General features: G+C 72.0%; 21 protein-coding genes. 14 read left to right on the forward strand and 7 right to left on the reverse strand.

Translation table 11 applies throughout. The annotated features are described in order from the left end of the window. The 4 genes from SSBG_RS23645 to SSBG_RS23660 form a co-directional block, all read right to left on the reverse strand. The coding region (locus SSBG_RS23645) for a glycoside hydrolase family 3 protein (protein ID WP_008748591.1) at positions 1-1,019 on the reverse strand (1,019 nt) is incomplete at its 3' end. Then, positions 1,016-1,894, reverse strand: coding sequence for a carbohydrate ABC transporter permease (locus tag SSBG_RS23650; protein ID WP_008748592.1), 879 nt, complete (start codon positions 1,892-1,894; stop codon positions 1,016-1,018). The genes SSBG_RS23650 and SSBG_RS23645, both read right to left, overlap by 4 nt. Continuing rightward, positions 1,891-2,874, reverse strand: a complete 984-nt coding sequence (locus SSBG_RS23655) for a carbohydrate ABC transporter permease (protein WP_008748593.1) — start codon at positions 2,872-2,874, stop codon at positions 1,891-1,893. The genes SSBG_RS23650 and SSBG_RS23655 overlap by 4 nt, the downstream gene beginning before the upstream one ends. A 1-nt stretch (position 2,875) precedes the next feature. Beyond that, on the reverse strand, positions 2,876-4,168 hold the full coding sequence (locus tag SSBG_RS23660) for a sugar ABC transporter substrate-binding protein (RefSeq protein ID WP_008748594.1): 1,293 nt from the start codon (positions 4,166-4,168) through the stop codon (positions 2,876-2,878). 265 nt (positions 4,169-4,433) lie between these two features. Between SSBG_RS23660 and SSBG_RS23665 the strand changes: the two genes are divergently transcribed. Both SSBG_RS23665 and SSBG_RS23670 read left to right on the forward strand, forming a co-directional pair. Then, complete coding sequence (locus tag SSBG_RS23665) at positions 4,434-5,351, forward strand: MurR/RpiR family transcriptional regulator (protein WP_008748595.1); 918 nt, start codon at positions 4,434-4,436, stop codon at positions 5,349-5,351. A gap of 142 nt (positions 5,352-5,493) precedes the next feature. After that, entirely contained in the window at positions 5,494-6,675 is a 1,182-nt protein-coding gene (locus SSBG_RS23670; protein WP_008748596.1) for an anhydro-N-acetylmuramic acid kinase, read from the forward strand. 12 nt (positions 6,676-6,687) lie between these two features. On the opposite strand, the gene SSBG_RS23675 is transcribed toward SSBG_RS23670, so the two are convergent. Then, on the reverse strand, positions 6,688-7,455 hold the full coding sequence (locus SSBG_RS23675; RefSeq protein WP_008748597.1) for an ABC transporter permease: 768 nt from the start codon (positions 7,453-7,455) through the stop codon (positions 6,688-6,690). Continuing rightward, on the reverse strand, positions 7,452-8,420 hold the full coding sequence (locus tag SSBG_RS23680) for an ABC transporter ATP-binding protein (protein ID WP_008748598.1): 969 nt from the start codon (positions 8,418-8,420) through the stop codon (positions 7,452-7,454). The genes SSBG_RS23675 and SSBG_RS23680 overlap by 4 nt, the downstream gene beginning before the upstream one ends. 266 nt (positions 8,421-8,686) lie before the next feature. Between SSBG_RS23680 and SSBG_RS23685 the strand changes: the two genes are divergently transcribed. The 10 genes from SSBG_RS23685 (at position 8,687) to SSBG_RS23730 (ending at position 16,404) form a co-directional block, all read left to right on the forward strand. Further along, positions 8,687-9,460: a helix-turn-helix transcriptional regulator gene (locus SSBG_RS23685; RefSeq protein WP_008748599.1), complete on the forward strand. Its 774-nt coding sequence runs from the start codon at positions 8,687-8,689 to the stop codon at positions 9,458-9,460. Then, on the forward strand, positions 9,457-10,878 hold the full coding sequence (gene sufB / locus SSBG_RS23690; RefSeq protein ID WP_008748600.1) for a Fe-S cluster assembly protein SufB: 1,422 nt from the start codon (positions 9,457-9,459) through the stop codon (positions 10,876-10,878). Before SSBG_RS23685 ends, sufB begins: the two co-directional genes overlap by 4 nt. Before the next feature lie 133 nt (positions 10,879-11,011). Then, a complete protein-coding gene (sufD, locus tag SSBG_RS23695; RefSeq protein WP_008748601.1) occupies positions 11,012-12,187 on the forward strand; it encodes a Fe-S cluster assembly protein SufD in 1,176 nt (391 codons plus the stop codon). Then, a complete protein-coding gene (locus SSBG_RS23700; protein WP_008748602.1) occupies positions 12,184-12,507 on the forward strand; it encodes a non-heme iron oxygenase ferredoxin subunit in 324 nt (107 codons plus the stop codon). Before sufD ends, SSBG_RS23700 begins: the two co-directional genes overlap by 4 nt. Before the next feature lie 7 nt (positions 12,508-12,514). After that, complete coding sequence (sufC, locus tag SSBG_RS23705; protein WP_008748603.1) at positions 12,515-13,279, forward strand: Fe-S cluster assembly ATPase SufC; 765 nt, start codon at positions 12,515-12,517, stop codon at positions 13,277-13,279. Then, the gene (locus tag SSBG_RS23710) at positions 13,276-14,547 is read left to right on the forward strand and encodes a cysteine desulfurase (protein ID WP_037870491.1); all 1,272 of its coding nucleotides are present in this window, start codon (positions 13,276-13,278) and stop codon (positions 14,545-14,547) included. Before sufC ends, SSBG_RS23710 begins: the two co-directional genes overlap by 4 nt. 37 nt (positions 14,548-14,584) lie before the next feature. Beyond that, the gene (gene sufU / locus SSBG_RS23715) at positions 14,585-15,067 is read left to right on the forward strand and encodes a Fe-S cluster assembly sulfur transfer protein SufU (protein WP_008748605.1); all 483 of its coding nucleotides are present in this window, start codon (positions 14,585-14,587) and stop codon (positions 15,065-15,067) included. Continuing rightward, positions 15,064-15,402 carry a metal-sulfur cluster assembly factor gene (locus SSBG_RS23720; RefSeq protein WP_008748606.1) on the forward strand — a complete coding sequence of 113 codons (339 nt, stop codon included), beginning with the start codon at positions 15,064-15,066 and terminating at the stop codon, positions 15,400-15,402. Before sufU ends, SSBG_RS23720 begins: the two co-directional genes overlap by 4 nt. Positions 15,403-15,514: 112 nt before the next feature. Next, a complete protein-coding gene (locus tag SSBG_RS23725; RefSeq protein WP_008748607.1) occupies positions 15,515-15,835 on the forward strand; it encodes a DMT family transporter in 321 nt (106 codons plus the stop codon). After that, entirely contained in the window at positions 15,835-16,404 is a 570-nt protein-coding gene (locus SSBG_RS23730) for a TetR/AcrR family transcriptional regulator (RefSeq protein WP_008748608.1), read from the forward strand. Before SSBG_RS23725 ends, SSBG_RS23730 begins: the two co-directional genes overlap by 1 nt. A gap of 54 nt (positions 16,405-16,458) precedes the next feature. Here SSBG_RS23730 and SSBG_RS23735 read toward each other — a convergent pair whose 3' ends face one another. Beyond that, the gene (locus SSBG_RS23735; RefSeq protein WP_008748609.1) at positions 16,459-17,364 is read right to left on the reverse strand and encodes a winged helix-turn-helix transcriptional regulator; all 906 of its coding nucleotides are present in this window, start codon (positions 17,362-17,364) and stop codon (positions 16,459-16,461) included. 116 nt (positions 17,365-17,480) lie between these two features. On the opposite strand from SSBG_RS23735, the gene dapD reads away from it, so the two are divergent. Together dapD and SSBG_RS23745 are read left to right on the forward strand one after the other, a co-directional pair. Further along, positions 17,481-18,470 carry a 2,3,4,5-tetrahydropyridine-2,6-dicarboxylate N-succinyltransferase gene (gene dapD / locus SSBG_RS23740; protein ID WP_008748610.1) on the forward strand — a complete coding sequence of 330 codons (990 nt, stop codon included), beginning with the start codon at positions 17,481-17,483 and terminating at the stop codon, positions 18,468-18,470. 43 nt (positions 18,471-18,513) lie between these two features. Beyond that, the coding region (locus SSBG_RS23745; protein ID WP_050776819.1) for a hypothetical protein at positions 18,514-18,801 on the forward strand (288 nt) is incomplete at its 3' end.

An 18,801-nucleotide genomic window follows, 5' to 3' on the forward strand; every position in this document is an offset into this window, starting at 1 on the left:
CACGCCGCGAGGTCCCGTACCCGCCCCGCCGCCTCCTCCAGGCGCGCGCGGGGGAGGCGGCCCTCGGCGAGGGCGGTGAGGATCGCGTCGAGCGCGGTGCGGAAGTCGCCCTCCCCGTCGTCGGAGTCCCGGCCGCCCAGCGGCATCCCCGGGTTGCCCAGGCACACGAGATCGACGCCCGCCGCGAGGGTGCGGACGACGCCTTCGGCGAAGCCGACCGTGCGGCTGATGGCGCGCATGTCGATCGCGTCGGAGACGATCACGCCCCCGAAGCCCAGTTCCTCGCGGAGCAGGCGCAGCACGGCGGGGCTGAGGGTCGCGGGCGCCGTGTCGAGCGCGGGGAAGACGAGGTGCGCGGTCATGACCGCTTTCACGCCCGCGGCGACGGCGGCGGCGAAGGGGACGAGTTCGCGGGCGCGCAGCGTTTCGGGGCTCACGTCCACGACGGCGAGACCGGCGTGCGTGTCGGTCTTCGTGTCGCCGTGGCCCGGGTAGTGCTTCGCGCAGGCGGCGACGCCCTCGCCCTGCGCCGCCGTCACGAAGGCCGCGGTGTGCCGTCCCACGAGGTGCGGGTCGGCGCCGTAGGAGCGCACGCCGATGACCGGGTTGGCCGGGTCGGCGTTGACGTCCGCGACGGGCCCGAGCACGAGGTCGGCGCCGTACGCCCGCACCTCCCGCGCGATCGAGCGGGCCACGGCGCCGGTGAGGGCCGGGTCGTCCGCGCGCCCGAGGGTCGCGGCGCCCGCGTGCGGGGAGCCCTCGGCGACGTGCAGGCGCGTGACGGTGCCGCCCTCCTCGTCGAGCGCGAGGAGCACGTCCCCGGCCGCGTGGAGGCGCGCGGCGAGCGCCGCCGTCTCCGCGCGGCCCGTGATGTTGTGCCCGAACCAGCACACCGAGCCCAGGCCCTCGCCGATCGCGTCGAGCAGCCACCCGGGCGCCCCCTCGGGGCCCGTGCCGCCGAAGCCCGGCATGAGGACGGTGTGCGCGAGGCGGCGGGCCTCGACGTCGGTCCGTGTCACTTCACCGCTCCGGAGACGAGGCCGGAGGTCAGCCGGCGCTGGGCGAGCACGAAGACGACCATGACCGGGATCGTCACGAGCGTGGACGCGGCCATGAGGCCGCCCCAGTCGTTGGTGTTCTTGCCGAGGAACTGCTCCAGGCCCACGCCCACGGTCATCATGTTCTCGTCCGACATGAACGTCAGCGCGAAGGTGAACTCCTCCCACGCCATGACGAAGGCGAAGGCACTCGTCGCGATGAGCCCCGGCGTCACGAGGGGCAGCAGCACGGAGCGGAACATGCGCCACCACGAGGCGCCGTCCACGTACGCGGCCTCCTCGACCTCGACCGGGACCGCCGCGACGAAGCCGCGCAGGTTCCAGATCGCGAAGGGCAGCGAGAACGCGGTGTAGACGATCGCCAGGCCGAGGAGGGAGTTGAGCATCCGCAGGTCCTTCATCTGGAGGAACAGCGGGATGACCAGGGCCTCGGCGGGGAGCATCTGCACGACGAGGATCAGCACCATGAGCGTGGTGCGCATCCGGAAGCGGAAGCGGGCCATCGCGACGGCGCCGAGGAGCGCGAGCAGGCCCGAGGCGACGACCGTGATGAGCGTGACGATCGCCGAGTTGAGCATGAAGGTGCCGAAGCCGCCCTCGCCCAGGGCCTTGGAGAAATGCGTGAAGGTGAAGTGGCTCGGGAAGAGCGCGTCGGTGCCGGAGCTGGCGCGGCCGTTGAGGGCCGTGGAGAGCATGAACCAGACGGGGAAGAGGGTGAAGGCGAGGAGCGCGACGACCGCCACGTACTTCCCCGTCCTCGCCCAGCCGCGGCGCGGGCCCTTCCCTGCGGTGCCCGGGAGCGCGGCGGTGCGCGGGGCGGCGAGCTGAGCGCTCATCGCAGCTCATCCTCCTTGAACAGCATCCGCAGGTAGACCGCGGTGATCACGAGCAGGACAACGGTGAGCAGGACGGCGATCGAGGCGCCGAGCCCGTACTCGTTCTGGACGATGGCCTTCGAGTACGACCACACGCCGAGGTTGAGCACGTCCGGGTTGGTCCCGGCGCCGCCCGGCATGAGGTAGATCTGCGTGAAGACCTTGAAGTCCCAGATCGTGGAGAGGATCGTCACGACGCCGAAGGCCGGGCGCAGCACCGGGAAGGTGATGTTCCAGAACCGCTGCCAGGCGTTCGCCCCGTCGAGCCGCCCCGCCTCGTGCAGCTCCGGCGGCACGGTGGTGAGCGCGGCGAAGAGCGTGATGGCGATGAACGGGAAACTGTGGTGGATGACGTTCAGCTCGGCGATCGCGTAGAACGAGAGCCGCTCGGTGAACCAGTTGAAGCCCTCGGGCCCGATGATCCCCACGTCCTGGAGGACGCGCCGGACGATGCCGGAGTCGGGGTCGAAGATCCACACCCACACGTAGGTGCCGGTCACGGCGGGCATCGCCCAGGCGACGAGCGAGGACCCGATGACCACGGCACGCAGCCGGGGGCCGAGGTTCTGGAGCAGCAGCGCGACGAGCGTGCCGAGGACGATCGTGCCGAGCACCGCGGCGACGGCGAAGCCGACCGTGTTGGGCAGGACCGTCTTCCACAGGTACGAGCCGCCGAGCGCCTCGCGGTAGTTGTCGAGCCCGACGAAGCGGGGCTTGCCGGAGATGATCTCCTTGAGCCCGTACGTCTGGAAGGACAGGTACACGACCCGGATGATCGGGTAGAGCAGCAGCACCGCGATGACGAGCAAAGGCGCGGCGAGCAGCAGCCAGGGCCGGAGCCGCTTCATCACGACGGCCTTGCGCGGGGGGCGCCGCGCGCCCGGCCGTTCCGCCTCGGGGGCGGGAGCGGCCGGACGCGCGGGCACGGCGACGTCTCCCACGTCACTTCTCCTGGAGCGTCTTGGTGACGGCGTCGGACGCGGTCTTCGCGGCCTTGTCGACCGAGGTGCCCTTGAGGATCGACTGGACCATCTGCGGGATGGTCTTCTTGCCCTCGACGGTGCCCCAGCCGGGCGCGCTCGGCGGGGTCTTGCCCGCCTTGAGCATCGTCTCGGCGAAGGGCTTGACGAGCGGGTCGGTGCTCTCCGCGAAGGGCGTGAGCGCCGAGTTGGTGCTCGGGAAGTAGCCGGCCTGGTCGGCCCAGTCCTTGGCGAGCTTGCTCGTCGTCATCATGTCGACGAACTTCCAGGCGAGTTCCTGGTTCTTACTCGTCTTGAGGATCGCGAGGTTGGAGCCGCCGAGGACCGCCGGGTTGATGCCGCCGTCCTTGCCGGGGATCGGGAAGGCGCCGATCTTCTCCTTGAGCGAGGGGTCGCCCGCGATCGCCGTCTTCGGCGTCCAGTTGCCCTGGATCACCATGGCCGACTTGCCTTTGACGAAGGAGTCGAGGACGTCGGTCTCGCGCCAGGTCGTTGCGCCGACGCTGGAGGACTTGTCCTTGAGCGCGAGGCCGGTGTAGAAGTCCAGGCCCGCCTTGGACTCCTTCGAGTCGAGCCCGCCGGTCCACTTGCCGCCCTGCTCGGTGGCGAGTTCGCCGCCCGCGCCCCACACGAAGGGAACCGTCGCGTACGCCGCGTCGCCCGCGATGGGCAGCGGCATGAGGCCGGGCTCCTCCTTCTTGAGCGTCGTGACGGTCTTCTCCAGCTCGTCCCAGTTCTTCGGGACCGCGAGGTGGTGCTTGGCGAAGACGTCCTTGCGGTAGACGATCGAGCGCACGCCCGCGTACCAGCCGACGCCGTACTGCTTGCCGTCGTACGTCGCCGACTCCTTCAGGGCCGGGACGAGGTCCTTGCCGAGCCCGGACTTGTCGAGGTTCGCCGTGACGTCGGTGAGACCACCGGCGGCCGCGAACTCGGGTGTCCACGTCGTGCCGATCTCGGACACGTCGGGGCCGTCGCCGGAGGCGAAGGCGCGCACCAGGCGGTCGTGGGCGTCGGCCCACTGGATCTCCTGGACCTTGAGGCTCGCGCCCGTGCGCTTCTTGAACTCCTTCTTCGCGGCGGCGTAGAAGGTCGAGGCGTCCGGGTTGGTGCCCTTCATGACCCACCAGGTCAGCGACTTGCCGTCCTTCGAGTCCGCGGCGGAGCCGCCGGAGCTTCCGTCGTTGCCGCAGGCGGTGAGCACCAGGGCGGAGGCGGCGAGGGCGGCGACGCCCGCCGTGCGTATGAGTCTCATCGAGGTCTGTCTCCCTTGACGCGGCGAGAGGGCGGGCTCTGGCGGAAGCCGGTGAGGACGGGTCTGCCGCGGGCACGGGGAAGCCCCCCGAAACCGGGCGCGCCCGGGGGCTGCCCTCTCGAACGACCGCACATGAGCTGCGGTGATGCGCCAAGTATGGAGAGGGGTAACGAGCGCGTCAATAAGTAACAGTGGCTGTGATGCGAGCGTTAGTTTTTGACATGGCGGCGGTTACGCTGATGCCCACAGCCACCAGGAGGAATTCATGAGCGACCGGCCCGCGCACGCCCCGGAGCCCGCCGAGCAGGCGGGTCGAGCGGCGGACGTGCTGGTGCGTATCCGGGGGGCCGTGCCGACGCTCCAGCCCGCCGAACAGCGCGTCGCCGCCGCCGTCCTGGACGACCCGGCCGCCGCCGCGCGCCTGTCCTCGACGAGTCTCGCGGGCCAGGCGCGGACCTCCGTCACGACCGTCATGCGTTTCTGCCGGGCCATCGGGCTGCGCAACTACCCCCAGCTCCGCATCGCCCTCGCCTCGGCCGCCGCGCGCGAGGACGTCCGCAAGAAGGACGCGCAGTGGGCGACGAAGGGGGACATCAGCGAGGACGACTCGCTCGCCCAGGTCGTGGACAAGATCATCTACAACGAGTCGGGGACGCTGGAGGACACCAGGGCCCAGCTCGATCTCGACGTCCTCGCGCGGGCCGTGGACGCCGTCGCCGGTGCCCGGCGCGTCGACATCTTCGGGCTGGGGGCGAGCGGCTTCGTCGGCGGCGACCTGCACCAGAAACTGCACCGCATCGGGCACATGGCCTTCGTCTGGACGGACGGCCACGCGGCCCTGACCGCGAGCGCGCTGCTCGGCGCGCGGGACGTGGCGATCGGGATCTCGCACACCGGCTCCACCGTGGACACGCTGGAGCCCTTGCAGGCGGCGGGGGAGCGGGGCGCGACGACGATCGCGCTGACGAACTTCGCCCGCTCGCCGCTCGCGGAGTGCGCGGACCTGGTGCTCACGACGGCGGTGCGGGAGATGCCCTTGCGCTCGGGCGCGACGGCCTCGCGCATAGCGCAACTGGCGGTGGTGGACTGCCTGTTCGTGGGGGTGGCGCAGAAGTCGTACGCGCAGTCCACGGCCGCGCTGGCGCGGACGTACGGCGCGGTGAGGCACTTGCGCGGACGGTGAGCCCGGCGGCGGGCCGCGCCGGAGCGCGGTACCGGGCGGGGGAAGCCGGGCGCTGGTCGGGGGAAGCGCGGTACGGGGCGGAAGAAGCCCGGTACCGGGCGGGGAAAACGTGGTTCCGGGCGGGGGAAGTGGGAGAAGGCTGATGATTGTTGTCGGGTTGATGTCGGGGACCTCCATGGACGGGCTCGACGTCGCGGTCGCGGATCTCGCGCTCGACGCGGACGGGACGCTCACGCTCGTGCCGCTCGCCGCCGAGGAGCACCCCTGGTCCCCGGAGATGCGGGCGCGCCTGCTCGGGGTGCTGCCTCCGGCCCGGGTCTCGCTCGCCGACGTGTGCGCGCTCGACACGCACGTCGGGCGGGAGAGCGCCGCCGTCGTGGCCGAGACCGTACGGCGCCACGGGGGCGACCTCGTCGGCTCGCACGGGCAGACCGTCTTCCACTGGGTGGACCCCGAGGGCCGCGCGCTCGGCACGCTCCAGCTCGGCCAGCCCGCGTGGATCGCCGAGGCGACCGGACTGCCCGTCGTCTCCGACATCCGCGCCCGCGACATCGCCGCCGGCGGCCAGGGCGCCCCGCTCGCCAGCACGCTCGACGCCCTGTGGCTCGCGGCCCGCCCCGGCACGAAGCGGGTCGCGCTCAATCTCGGCGGCATCGCGAACGTCACGGTGGTCGGGGTACCGGGCGAACCGGTGACCGCCTTCGACACGGGTCCGGCGAACTGCCTGCTCGACGCGGCGGCCGCGCGCCTGAGCGGGGGACGGCTCGCGAGCGACATCGACGGCCGCATGGCGCGCGCGGGCACGGTCCGCGCCGACCTGCTCGCCCGCCTGCGCGCGGAGCCCTACTACGACCTGCCCGCGCCCAAGTCGACCGGGCGCGAACTCTTCACGACGGAGTACGTGGCCGCGCGGCTCGCCGGGCTGCCCGGGGCCACCCCCGAGGACCTGATGGCGACGCTCACCGAACTCACCGCCGTGACGGTCGCCGAGGCGGTGCGCCCGTACGCGCCCACCGAGGTCGTCGCCTCGGGCGGCGGCGTGCGCAACCCGGCCCTCCTGGACCGGCTCCGCGCGCACCTCGCGCCCGCCGCGCTGACCACGAGCGACACCTACGGCCTGCCCGCCGGGGACAAGGAGGCGTACCTCATGACGCTCCTCGCCTTCCTGAGCTGGCACCAGATCCCGGGCGTGGCCCCCGGCGCCACCGGCTCGGCCGTCCCGCGCGTCCTCGGCCGCCTCTCGCCCGGCGCGGGCCCGCTGCGGCTGCCGGAGCCGGGCGTCACGCCGAAGCGGCTCGTGGTGCGCGCGCCCCGTACCGCCTGAGCGCCCCCGGTCTCACTCCCAGCGGAAGAAGCGCCCCGCCGCGCCGAGGCCCAGCACCGTCCACACCGCGAGGACGACGAGGTCCTTCCCGGGCATCCCGGCACCGTGCTGGAGGACGGCGCGCAGGCCGTCCGAGAGGGCCGTGATCGGAAGGAGTTCGAGGACGGGGCGGACCGCGCCGGGGAACTTGCCGAGCGGGACGATCACGCCGCCCGCGACGAGCAGCAGGATGAAGACCAGGTTCGCCGCCGCGAGCGTCGCCTCCGCCTTCAAGGTGCCCGCCATCAGCAGGCCGAGGCCGGAGAAGGCCGCCGTGCCCAGGAGCAGGAGCAGCACGACCCAGGCCGGGTCGCCGTGCGGGGACCAGCCGAGCGCGAAGGCGATCGCGGTCAGCAGGACGACCTGAAGGACCTCGGTGACCAGCACCGACAGGGTCTTCGCCGTCATGAGGGCCCGGCGCGGCAGCGGCGAGGCGCCGAGCCGCTTGAGCACCCCGTACCGGCGCTCGAAGCCCGTCGCGATCGCCTGGCCCGTGAAGGCCGTGGACATCACCGCGAGCGCGAGGACGCCCGGCGTGAGGAAGTCCACGCGCGCGCCGTCCCCGGTGTCCACGACTTCCACCGCCGAGAAGAGCACGAGGAGCAGCGCCGGGATGATCACCGTGAGCAGCAACTGCTCGCCGTTGCGCAGGAGCATCTTCGTCTCCAGCGCCGCCTGCGCCGCGATCATCCGCCCGAGGGGCGCGGCACCGGGCCGGGGCGTGTACGTACCGGCGCTCATGCGCGCAGCTCCTTACCGGTCAGTTCGAGGAAGACGTCCTCCAGCGTGTGCCGCTCCACGGCGATGCCCTCCGGCATCACGCCGTTCTGCGCGCACCACGAGGTGACGGTCGCGAGGAGCTGCGGGTCCACGGTGCCCACGACGCGGTACGTGCCGGGGGCCGGCTCGGCCGCCTCGCTGCCCGCGGGGAGCGCCGTGAGCAGCGAGGCCACGTCGAGCCCGGGCCGCCCCGTGAAGCGCAGCGTGTTCTCCGCCCCGCCCCGGCACAGCTCCTCCGGGCTGCCCTGCGCCACGACCTTGCCGCCGTCCACGATCGCCACCTCGTCGGCGAGCTGCTCGGCCTCGTCCATGTGGTGCGTCGTGAGGATCACCGAGACCCCGTCGGCGCGCAGCTCGCGCACGAGGTTCCAGGTCGCCCGGCGGGCCTGCGGATCGAGCCCGGCGGTCGGCTCGTCCAGGAAGACCAGCTCGGGGCGGCCCACGACGGCCATCGCGAGCGCGAGGCGCTGCTGCTGGCCGCCCGAGAGCCGCCGGTAGCTCGTCCGGCCGCAGGAGCCGAGGCCCAGGCGCTCGATGAGCGCGGGCACGTCGAGCGGGTGCGCGTGCAGCTTCGCCATGTGCCGCAGCATCTCCTCGGCGCGCGCGCCCGAGTACACGCCGCCGGACTGGAGCATCACCCCGATCCGGGGACGCAGCCGGGCCGCGTCCACGAGCGGGTCGAGGCCGAGGACCCTGACCCGGCCCGCGTCGGGGCGCCGGTAGCCCTCGCAGGTCTCGATCGTCGTGGTCTTGCCCGCCCCGTTGGGCCCGAGCACGGCGGTGACCCCGGGGGCGGCGCGCAGGTCGAGCCCGGCCACGGCCGTCTTCGGCCCGTACCGCTTCACCAGGCCCTCGATCCACAGGACGGGGGCTGCCGGGTCGGGTCCTGACGACGGGCGGGGGACGCCCGGCTGGTCACTGCGCATGGGCGAAGTCTAGAAAGCCGCCGCCAGGGGGCGGCGCGCGGGGCCACGCCGGAGCGAAAGGGGCGAGAGCACCCCATCCGGCGCTTTCGCGCACGGACGGGAGCAAGCGGGTGCCGGTACCGCCCGCACCCGCGCCCACCTGGGCTTCTGTCGCTTTCTGTCCCGGTTTCACCAGGTCGATTAGGTGACCCTAAGTGATCGAGGCCACTCCCGATCGCCCACCAGGCCGTTTGTGCGGACTCATGGAATTACGCAACAATAGCGTTGTGAAATACGAGGGCGAGGTCTCCGACGCCGCGACCGGCGAGCGCTCCACGCGCAACCGCGTCGTGCGCTCGATCCTGCACCACGGCCCCTCCACCGTCGCCGAGCTGGCCGAGCGCCTCGGCCTCACCCAGGCCGCCGTCCGCCGCCACCTCGACGCCCTCCTCGCCGAGGACCTCGTGGAGGCCCGCGCCCGCAGGGTCTACGGGGCCCGCGGCCGGGGCCGTCCCGCCAGGGTCTTCGCGCTCACCGACTGCGGCCGGGACGCCCTGGACCAGTCCTACGACCAGCTCGCCGCCGAGGCGCTGCGCTTCATCGCCGCGCAGGGCGGCGAGAGCGCCGTCGCCGCCTTCGCCCGCTCCCGCATCGAGGCCCAGTGCGAGGGGTACCGGGACGAGATCGAGGCCGCCGCGCCCGCCGAGCGCGCGCGGGTCCTGGCGAAGGCCCTGAGCGCCGACGGGTACGCTGCCACGGCGCGCGAGGCGCCCGGCCCCGGCCAGGGCGAGCAGCTCTGCCAGCACCACTGCCCGGTGGCACACGTGGCGGGGCAGTTCCCGCAGCTGTGCGAGGCGGAGACCGAGTACTTCTCGCAGCTCCTCGGCACGCACGTGCAACGGCTCGCCACCATCGCCCACGGGGACGGGGTCTGCACGACCTTCATCCCGCGCGGCAAGGCGCCACCGCCCGGACCCGGGGAGCCCCCGCCCCCCGCGCGGCCCGAGGACACCACCACGACCCACACATCAGCAAGCACGGCCGGGAGGAACCCCGCATGACTCTCCCCACGGAGACCGCCCACCCCGAACTGGAGGGCCTGGGTAAGTACGAGTACGGCTGGGCCGACTCCGACGTCGCGGGCGCGAGTGCCCGGCGTGGCCTGAACGAGGACGTCGTCCGGGACATCTCCGCGAAGAAGAACGAGCCGGAGTGGATGACCAAGCTCCGTCTCAAGGGCCTCAAGCTCTTCGAGAAGAAGCCCATGCCGAACTGGGGCTCCGACCTCTCGGGCATCGACTTCGACAACATCAAGTACTTCGTGCGCTCCACGGAGAAGCAGGCGGAGTCCTGGGAGGACCTGCCCGAGGACATCAAGAACACCTACGACAAGCTCGGCATCCCCGAGGCGGAGAAGCAGCGCCTCGTCGCGGGCGTCGCCGCGCAGTACGAGTCGGAGGTCGTCTACCACCAGATCCGCGAGGACCTGGAGGAGCAGGGCGTCATCTTCCTCGACACCGACACCGCCCTCAAGGAGCACCCGGAGCTCTTCAAGGAGTACTTCGGGACCGTCATCCCCGTCGGCGACAACAAGTTCGCCTCGCTCAACTCGGCCGTGTGGTCGGGCGGCTCGTTCATCTACGTGCCGAAGGGCGTGCACGTGGAGATCCCGCTCCAGGCGTACTTCCGGATCAACACCGAGAACATGGGCCAGTTCGAGCGGACCCTGATCATCGTGGACGAGGACGCCTACGTCCACTACTTCGAGGGCTGCACCGCGCCGATCTACAAGTCCGACTCGCTGCACTCCGCGGTGGTCGAGATCATCGTGAAGAAGGGCGCGCGCTGCCGCTACACGACGATCCAGAACTGGTCGAACAACGTCTACAACCTCGTCACCAAGCGTGCCGTGGCCTACGAGGGCGCGACCATGGAGTGGGTCGACGGCAACATCGGCTCCAAGGTCACGATGAAGTACCCGGCCGTCTACCTCATGGGCGAGCACGCCAAGGGCGAGACGCTGTCCATCGCCTTCGCGGGCGAGGGCCAGCACCAGGACGCGGGCGCCAAGATGGTCCACATGGCCCCCAACACCTCCTCGAACATCGTCTCCAAGTCGGTGGCGCGCGGCGGTGGCCGCACCTCCTACCGCGGCCTGATCGAGGTCGGCGAGGGCGCCCAGGGCGCGAAGTCGAACGTGCTGTGCGACGCGCTGCTCGTGGACACCATCTCCCGCTCGGACACCTACCCCTACGTGGACGTCCGCGAGGACGACGTGTCCATGGGCCACGAGGCGACCGTCTCCAAGGTCTCCGACGACCAGCTCTTCTACCTCATGAGCCGCGGGCTCACCGAGTTCGAGGCCATGGCGATGATCGTGCGCGGCTTCGTGGAGCCGATCGCCAAGGAGCTGCCCATGGAGTACGCGCTCGAACTCAACCGGCTGATCGAGCTCCAGATGGAGGGCGCGGTCGGCTGACGCCGGCCCCCGTCCGGGCCACGGGGGCCGGCGCGCGGTCCACGCACCGCCCGCCCGCCCGGCCCCGTACCGGCCCGGACCCCTTCCCCGTACCCCCATCCCCTGACCGCAGGAAGAGAGCAACACGACAGCCATGGCTGAGAGCATTCCGGTGGGTTCCACCACCGCCGGCCAGATCGCGGTGGCCGCCGAGTCGACCGTCGCCACCCGGATGAGCGCCCCGCCCTCCTTCGACGTGGCGGACTTCCCGGTGCCGCACGGCCGCGAGGAGGAGTGGCGCTTCACGCCGCTCGCGCGGCTGCGCGGCCTCCACGACGGCACCGCGACGGCGGACGGCCGCGTGGAGACCGAGGTGAGCCTGCCCGCCGGGGTCACCCAGGAGACCGTGGACCGCGAGGACCCGCGCGTCGGCAGGGGCGGCACGCCCGTGGACCGCGTCGCCGCGCAGGCGTACAGCGCCTTCGAGAAGGCCAGCGTCATCACGGTCCCCAAGGAGGCCCGCCCCGCCGAGCCGATCCGCATCACGGTACGCGGCCACGGCGGCGTCGCCTACGCCCACCAGGTCATCGAGCTGGGCGCCTTCGCCGAGGCCGTCGTCGTGCTCGACCACACCGGGGACGCGGTCCTCGCCGCCAACGTCGACTACCTCCTCGGCGACGGCGCGAAGCTCACCGTCGTCTCCGTGCAGGACTGGGGCACCGAGACCGTCCACGTCGGCCAGCACAACGCGCTGATCGGCCGCGACGCCTCCTTCAAGTCCGTCGTCGTCACCTTCGGCGGCGACCTCGTGCGCCTGCACCCCCGCGTCAGCTACACCGCGCCCGGCGGCGAGGCGGAACTGCTCGGCCTGTACTTCACCGACAAGGGCCAGCACCACGAGCACCGCCTCTTCGTGGACCACAACGCCCCGCACTGCACCTCGAACGTCAGCTACAAGGGCGCGCTCCAGGGCGAGGGCGCGCACGCCGTGTGGATCGGCGACGTCCTCATCGAGGCCGCCGCCGAGGGCACCGACACCTACGAGATGAACCGCAACCTCGTCCTCACCGACGGGGCCCGCGTCGACTCGGTGCCGAACCTGGAGATCGAGACCGGCGAGATCGTCGGCGCCGGCCACGCCTCCACCACCGGGCGCTTCGACGACGAGCAGCTCTTCTACCTCATGGCACGCGGCATCGCCGAGGAGGACGCCCGCCGTCTGGTCGTCCGCGGCTTCTTCGCCGAGCTGGTCCAGAAGATCGGCCTGCCCGACGTCGAGGAGCGCCTCCTCGCGAAGATCGGCGAGGAGCTGGAAGGAGCGGTCGGATGACCGCCCCCTTCCAGCGCGCCTGCGGTGTCGCCGACCTCGAAGAGGACACCCCCAAGCGCGTCGAGCTCGACGGCACCCCCGTCGCGGTCGTCCGCACCGGGGGCCAGGTCTTCGCGATCAACGACATCTGCTCGCACGCGAACGTCTCGCTCTCCGAGGGCGAGGTCGAGGACTGCCAGATCGAGTGCTGGCTGCACGGCTCGGCCTTCGACCTGCGCACCGGCAAGCCCTCCGGGCTGCCCGCGACGCGACCCGTCCCCGTATACCCCGTACAGATCGATGGGGACGACGTGCTCGTCTCCCTCTCCCAGGAGTCCTGAAGCACCCATGGCTACGCTTGAAATCCGCGACCTGCACGTCACCGTCGAGGCGGACAACGCCACGAAGGAGATCCTCAAGGGCGTCGACCTGACCGTGAGGCAGGGCGAGACGCACGCCATCATGGGCCCCAACGGCTCCGGCAAGTCCACGCTCGCCTACTCCCTCGCCGGGCACCCCAAGTACACGATCACGGGCGGCACCGTGACGCTCGACGGCGAGGACGTCCTCGACATGACCGTCGACGAGCGCGCCCGCGCCGGCGTCTTCCTCGCCATGCAGTACCCGGTCGAGGTCCCCGGCGTCTCCGTCTCCAACTTCCTGCGCACCTCGGCGACCGCCGTGCGCGGCGAGGCCCCCAAGCTGCGCACCTGGGTGAAGGAGGTCAAGGAGGCCATGCAGCGCCTCCAGATGGACCCCGCCTTCGCCGAGCGCAACGTCAACGAGGGCTTCTCCGGCGGCGAGAAGAAGCGCCACGAGATCCTCCAGCTCGAACTGCTCAAGCCGAGGATCGCGATCCTCGACGAGACCGACTCCGGCCTGGACGTCGACGCGCTGCGCATCGTCTCCGAGGGCGTCAACCGCGTCCGCGAGTCCGGCGAGGTCGGCACGCTGCTGATCACGCACTACACGCGCATCCTGCGCTACATCAAGCCCGACTTCGTGCACGTCTTCGTGGGCGGCCGGGTCGCCGAGTCCGGTGGCCCCGAGCTGGCCGACAAGCTGGAGAACGAGGGCTACGAGTCCTACGTGAAGGGTGGCGTATCCGCGTGAGCGACCCCCACAAGGGGCTGACCGGTCTGCTCGACACCGAGGCGATCCGCAAGGACTTCCCGATCCTCGACCGCCGGGTGCACGACGGCAAGCCCCTCGTGTACCTCGACAACGCGGCGACCTCGCAGACGCCGCGCCAGGTCATCGACACCCTCAGCGCGTACTACGAGCGCCACAACGCCAACGTCCACCGCGGCGTGCACGTGCTCGCCGAGGAGGCCACGGCGCTGTACGAGGGCGCGCGCGACAAGGTCGCCGCCTTCGTCAACGCGCCGAGCCGCGACGAGGTGATCTTCACCAAGAACGCCTCGGAGGCGCTCAACCTCGTCGCGAACATGCTCGGCTGGGCCGAGGAGCCCTACCGCGTGGACCGCGAGACCGAGATCGTCATCACGGAGATGGAGCACCACTCCAACATCGTGCCCTGGCAGCTCCTCTCGCAGCGCACGGGCGCGAAGCTCAAGTGGTTTGGTCTCGACCCCGCCGACGGCACCCTCGACCTGTCGCACATCGAGGAGGTCATCACCGAGAAGACGAAGATCGTCTCCTTCGTGCTGGTCTCCAACATTCTCGGCACCCACAACCCGGTCGAGCAGATCGTGCGCCGCGCCCACGAGGTCGGGGCGCTCGTGCTCATCGACGCCTCGCAGGCCGCGCCGCACATGCCGCTGGACGTGCAGGCGCTCCAGGCGGACTTCGTCGCCTTCACCGGGCACAAGATGTGCGGCCCGACCGGCATCGGCGTGCTGTGGGGACGGCAGGAGCTCCTGGAGGACCTGCCGCCCTTCCTCGGCGGCGGCGAGATGATCGAGACCGTCTCGATGCACTCCTCGACGTACGCCCCGGCGCCGCACAAGTTCGAGGCGGGCACCCCGCCGATCGCGCAGGCCGTCGGGCTCGGCGCGGCGGTGGACTACCTCGACGCGATCGGCATGGAGAAGATCGCCGCGCACGAGAAGGCGGTCACCGAGTACGCGGTGCGCCGCCTCATGGAGGTCCCCGACCTGCGGATCATCGGCCCCACCACGGCCGAGGACCGGGGCTCGGCGATCTCCTTCACGCTCGGCGACATCCACCCGCACGACGTGGGCCAGGTGCTGGACGAGCAGGGCATCGCGGTCCGCGTCGGCCACCACTGCGCGCGGCCCGTCTGCCTCCGGTACGGAATTCCCGCGACCACGCGCGCGTCTTTCTATCTGTACTCCACGCCCGCCGAGGTCGACGCCCTGGTGGACGGCCTGGAGCACGTCCGCGACTTCTTCGGATAGGGGCGGTTCGGATGAGGGACGAGAGGGACGAGAGCCGGTGAAGCTGGATTCGATGTACCAGGACGTCATCCTGGACCACTACAAGCACCCGCACGGGCGGGGCCTGCGCCCGGGCGACGCCGAGGTGCACCACGTCAACCCCACGTGCGGCGACGAGATCACGCTGCGCGTGCGGTACGAGGGCTCCCGGATCGCCGACGTGAGCTACGAGGGCCAGGGCTGCTCGATCAGCCAGGCCAGCGCCTCCGTCCTCAACGACCTCCTGGTCGGCAAGGACGTCGAGGAGGCGCGGCGCATTCAGGGCACCTTCCTGGAGCTCATGCAGTCCAAGGGGAAGATCGAGCCCGACGACGCGATGGAGGAGGTGCTGGAGGACGCGGTGGCCTTCGCCGGGGTCTCCAAGTACCCCGCGCGCGTCAAGTGCGCGCTGCTGAGCTGGATGGCCTGGAAGGACGCGACCGCGCAGGCGCTCGGGGACACCGAGGCGCCCGCCGAGCCCGTGGAGAGGAAGACGGCATGAGCGAGAACGAGACGGCGACGCTGAGCCCCGCCTCCGAGGAGGAGGTCCGCGAGGCCCTCATGGACGTGGTCGACCCCGAACTCGGGATCGACGTGGTCAACCTGGGTCTCATCTACGGGCTGCACATCGACGAGTCCAACGTCGCGACCGTGGACATGACGCTCACCTCGGCGGCCTGCCCGCTCACCGACGTCATCGAGGACCAGGCCAGGTCCGCGACCGAGGGCATCGTGAGCGAGCTGCGCATCAACTGGGTGTGGATGCCGCCGTGGGGTCCGGACAAGATCACGGACGACGGGCGCGAGCAGCTGCGCGCGCTCGGCTTCAACGTCTGAGACGCCCGGTCCTTCGCGCGCCCCCGGGGCCCCCGCCGTGTGCGGGGGCCCTTTCGTATGGGCCCGGGGGGCATGTGTACGCCCGTACGCAAGGATGCGTACCCTCGTACACATGGGATACCTGCTGCTGACCGGCGCGATCCTCTCCGAGGTCACCGCCACGACCGCCATGAAGTACAGCGAGGGCTTCACCCGGCTGTGGCCCTCGCTCCTCACCGCGGGCGGCTACGTCGTCTGCTTCGCCCTGCTCGCCCAGACCCTCAAGACCCTCCAGGTGGGCACCGCCTACGCCATCTGGGCCGGGGCGGGCACCGCGCTCGTCGCGCTCATCGGCATGATGTTCCTCGGCGAGTCCGTGACCCCCGTACGGCTCGCGGGGATCGCCCTCGTCATCGGCGGGGTCGTCCTGCTCAACCTGGGAGGAGCCCACTGATGGCAGCCGCGCGGCGCTACGACCCCGACCGGCGGCAGCGGATCATCGACGCGGCGATCCGCGTCACCGGCCGCTCCGGGATCGCCGGGCTCTCGCACCGCACGGCCGCCGCCGAGGCGGACGTCCCGCTCGGCTCGACCACATACCACTTCGCGACCCTCGACGACCTCCTCGTGGCCGCGCTGCGCCAGGCCAACGAGAACTTCGCGCGGCTCGTGCGGGACCGGGGCGCCCTGCGGGCCCCGCCCGGCGGGCTCGCCGCGGCGCTCGCGGACGCGATGGGCGCGTGGCTCGCCGCGGACCGCGCGAACGCCGAGCTGGAGTACGAGCTGTACCTCGCCGCCCTGCGCAGACCGCCGCTGCGCCCGGTCGCCGCCGAGTGGAGCCGCGCGCTGGAGGAACCCCTCACCGCCCGCACCGACCCGGCCACCGCCCGCGCCGTCGTCGCGCTCATGGACGGCCTCTGCCTCCAGGTGCTGCTCACGGACAGCCCGTACGACGAGGCGTACGCGCGGGAGATGCTGGGGCGCGTGCTGCGGGAGGACGGGCCGCCCGCCCGCCACGCCTGAGCGCGGCCCGGTCGGCGCGGGGCACCTGGGCGCGGCCCGGTCGGCGGGGGCCGCTCAGCCCTGCTGCCCGGCCTCCCTGCGGCTCCGTTCGCGTTCCACCGCCGCGAGTGCCGCCGTCACGCTCGCCACCACGTCCGGGACCGGGTACCAGACCTCCCGGACGACCCGGTCGCCGTCCACGAGCAGCGTCAGGCGCTTGAGGCGGCGGGTGCCCGCGGTCGTGAAGACCGGCAGCCGCAGCGCCGCCGCCAGCTCGCCCGCCGCGTCCGACAGGAGCGGGAACGGGAGGCGTTCCTTCGCCGCGAAGGCCCGCTGCTCGTCGGGGCGTTGCGTCGAGACGCCCCGTACCGCCGCGCCCCGGTCCCGGAAGGCCGGCCACTCCTCGCGGTAGGTGCACGATTCCAGCGTGCAGCCGCGCGCGCCGGGGATCTCCGCCCAGCCCGGCGGGTAGGCGGCGGGATCGGCGAAGGCCCCCGGGAAGAAGTACAGGACGGTGAACGCCGCGTCGTCCGCGACCGGATCGCGCGGCGCGCCCGTCGCGTCCGGCAGCCACAGCCGGGGAAGCGCCGTGCCGCGCAGCGCGTGCACGCGCTCCGCCTCGCGCGAGTCCGCGTCCGCCGTCGCCCTCGTCTCCCCCTCGCCGAGCACCCAGGTGTCGCCCCAGTCCTGGAGCGCCAGCAGGACGGGCAGCAGCGCGCGCCCGCGCGCCGTGAGCCGGTACGCGTGACGCGGCGGGTGCTCCTGGTACGGGACCCGCTCCAGCACTTCCGCGCCGGTCAGCAGCCGCAGCCGCTCCGCGAGCACCAAAAAAAAAAAAAAAAAAAAAAAACGCAGGTCCTCGAAGCGGTGCGCGCCGCGCGCCACGTCCCGCACCACCAGCAGCGTCCACGCGTCGCCGACGACGCCGAGCGCCTGCGCCACCGCGCAGTTCGCGTCCTCGGGACCGCCCCGTACCGGCATGGCCGCCACCTCTCCACCTGCTGGGTTCCTTTTGGGAACGTACCACGCGGGGTGGTGGGCGGGCGCGCCGTGAGACCGGTTGGCCTCGCGGGCCGCCCGACCGTTAGGTTGCCCTCATGACCGACACGACTGCTCCTCGCGCCACCGGCGCCGTCGCCGCCGGGCTCGCGACCCTCGCGAGCGACGGTTCCGTACTCGACACCTGGTTCCCGGCTCCCGCGCTGAGCGCCGACCCGGGCCCGGCCGGCACCGAGCGGCTCGACGCCGAGCGCGCCACCGCCCTCCTCGGCCAGGACGCGGCCGGTGCCCTCGGCGCCGACCCGGTGCGCGGCACGACGACCGTCGCGGTCCGCACGGTCATCTCCTCGCTGGACGACAAGCCGCTCGACACGCACGACGTCTACCTGCGGCTCCACCTCCTCTCGCACCGCCTCGTCCGGCCCCACGGCCAGAACCTCGACGGCATGTTCGGCCTGCTCCCGAACGTCGCGTGGACCTCACTCGGCCCGGTCGCGGTCCCCGAGCTGGAGGCGGTACGGCTGCGCGCCCGCGCCGCCGGCCGCCACCTCGCCGTCACCTCGGTCGACAAGTTCCCGCGCATGACCGACTACGTCGCCCCCGCCGGGGTCCGGATCGGTGACGCCGACCGGGTCCGGCTCGGCGCGCACCTCGCGGCGGGCACGACCGTCATGCACGAGGGCTTCGTCAACTTCAACGCGGGCACGCTCGGCACCTCGATGGTCGAGGGCCGCATCTCGGCGGGCGTCGTCATCGGCGACGGCTCCGACATCGGCGGCGGCGCCTCCACGATGGGCACCCTCTCGGGCGGCGGCAACGTCCGCATCACGGTCGGCGAGCACTGCCTCATCGGCGCCGAGGCGGGCATCGGCATCGCGCTCGGCGACCACTGCGTGGTCGAGGCGGGGCTCTACCTGACGGCCGGGACGCGCGTGACCCTGCCGGACGGCGAGATCGTCAAGGCCCGTGAGCTCTCCGGCTCCTCGCACATCCTCTTCCGCCGCAACTCGGTCACGGGCGCGGTCGAGGCCCGCCCGAACAACGCGGTCTGGGGCGGCCTGAACGACATCCTGCACGCCCACAACTGAGGTTCGCCCGGCGCGGGAAGGCCGTTCGGGGCAGCATGGGCGCATGACGAAACACGCGCGCTACTCGCTCGCTTCGAAGGACTCCTTCCTCTCGATCGCCTCGGAGGGATCGGTGCTCTCGATCGGCTCGGTCGGCTCGGCGCTCTCGATCGGGTCGGTGGGCTCCGTGCTGTCGGTCGGCTCGGTCGGGTCCGCCCTCAGCGCGGGGTCCCTGGGCTCCGCGCTCTCGGCGCTCTCCGCCTTCTCGGTGCTGTCGGTGCGCTCGGCCTTCTCGGCGGGCGCCGACGGGGCCCTGTTCCGGCGGCGGGCCGGGACCGTCGCGCTCGCGGGG

This window comes from Streptomyces sp. SPB074 (assembly GCF_000154905.1).
Taxonomy (GTDB): domain Bacteria; phylum Actinomycetota; class Actinomycetes; order Streptomycetales; family Streptomycetaceae; genus Streptomyces.

What these genes read in the sequence shown, in the direction of transcription:
- SSBG_RS23650 (WP_008748592.1), bottom strand. Translation starts at nt 1,894, where the DNA reads ATGAGCGCTCAGCTCGCCGCCCCGCGCACCGCCGCGCTCCCGGGCACC.
- SSBG_RS23660 (WP_008748594.1), bottom strand. Translation starts at nt 4,168, where the DNA reads ATGAGACTCATACGCACGGCGGGCGTCGCCGCCCTCGCCGCCTCCGCC.
- SSBG_RS23665 (WP_008748595.1), top strand. Translation starts at nt 4,434, where the DNA reads ATGAGCGACCGGCCCGCGCACGCCCCGGAGCCCGCCGAGCAGGCGGGT.
- SSBG_RS23670 (WP_008748596.1), top strand. Translation starts at nt 5,494, where the DNA reads ATGATTGTTGTCGGGTTGATGTCGGGGACCTCCATGGACGGGCTCGAC.
- SSBG_RS23675 (WP_008748597.1), bottom strand. Translation starts at nt 7,455, where the DNA reads ATGAGCGCCGGTACGTACACGCCCCGGCCCGGTGCCGCGCCCCTCGGG.
- SSBG_RS23680 (WP_008748598.1), bottom strand. Translation starts at nt 8,420, where the DNA reads ATGCGCAGTGACCAGCCGGGCGTCCCCCGCCCGTCGTCAGGACCCGAC.
- sufB (WP_008748600.1), top strand. Translation starts at nt 9,457, where the DNA reads ATGACTCTCCCCACGGAGACCGCCCACCCCGAACTGGAGGGCCTGGGT.
- sufD (WP_008748601.1), top strand. Translation starts at nt 11,012, where the DNA reads ATGGCTGAGAGCATTCCGGTGGGTTCCACCACCGCCGGCCAGATCGCG.
- SSBG_RS23700 (WP_008748602.1), top strand. Translation starts at nt 12,184, where the DNA reads ATGACCGCCCCCTTCCAGCGCGCCTGCGGTGTCGCCGACCTCGAAGAG.
- sufC (WP_008748603.1), top strand. Translation starts at nt 12,515, where the DNA reads ATGGCTACGCTTGAAATCCGCGACCTGCACGTCACCGTCGAGGCGGAC.
- SSBG_RS23720 (WP_008748606.1), top strand. Translation starts at nt 15,064, where the DNA reads ATGAGCGAGAACGAGACGGCGACGCTGAGCCCCGCCTCCGAGGAGGAG.
- SSBG_RS23725 (WP_008748607.1), top strand. Translation starts at nt 15,515, where the DNA reads ATGGGATACCTGCTGCTGACCGGCGCGATCCTCTCCGAGGTCACCGCC.
- SSBG_RS23730 (WP_008748608.1), top strand. Translation starts at nt 15,835, where the DNA reads ATGGCAGCCGCGCGGCGCTACGACCCCGACCGGCGGCAGCGGATCATC.
- SSBG_RS23735 (WP_008748609.1), bottom strand. Translation starts at nt 17,364, where the DNA reads ATGCCGGTACGGGGCGGTCCCGAGGACGCGAACTGCGCGGTGGCGCAG.
- dapD (WP_008748610.1), top strand. Translation starts at nt 17,481, where the DNA reads ATGACCGACACGACTGCTCCTCGCGCCACCGGCGCCGTCGCCGCCGGG.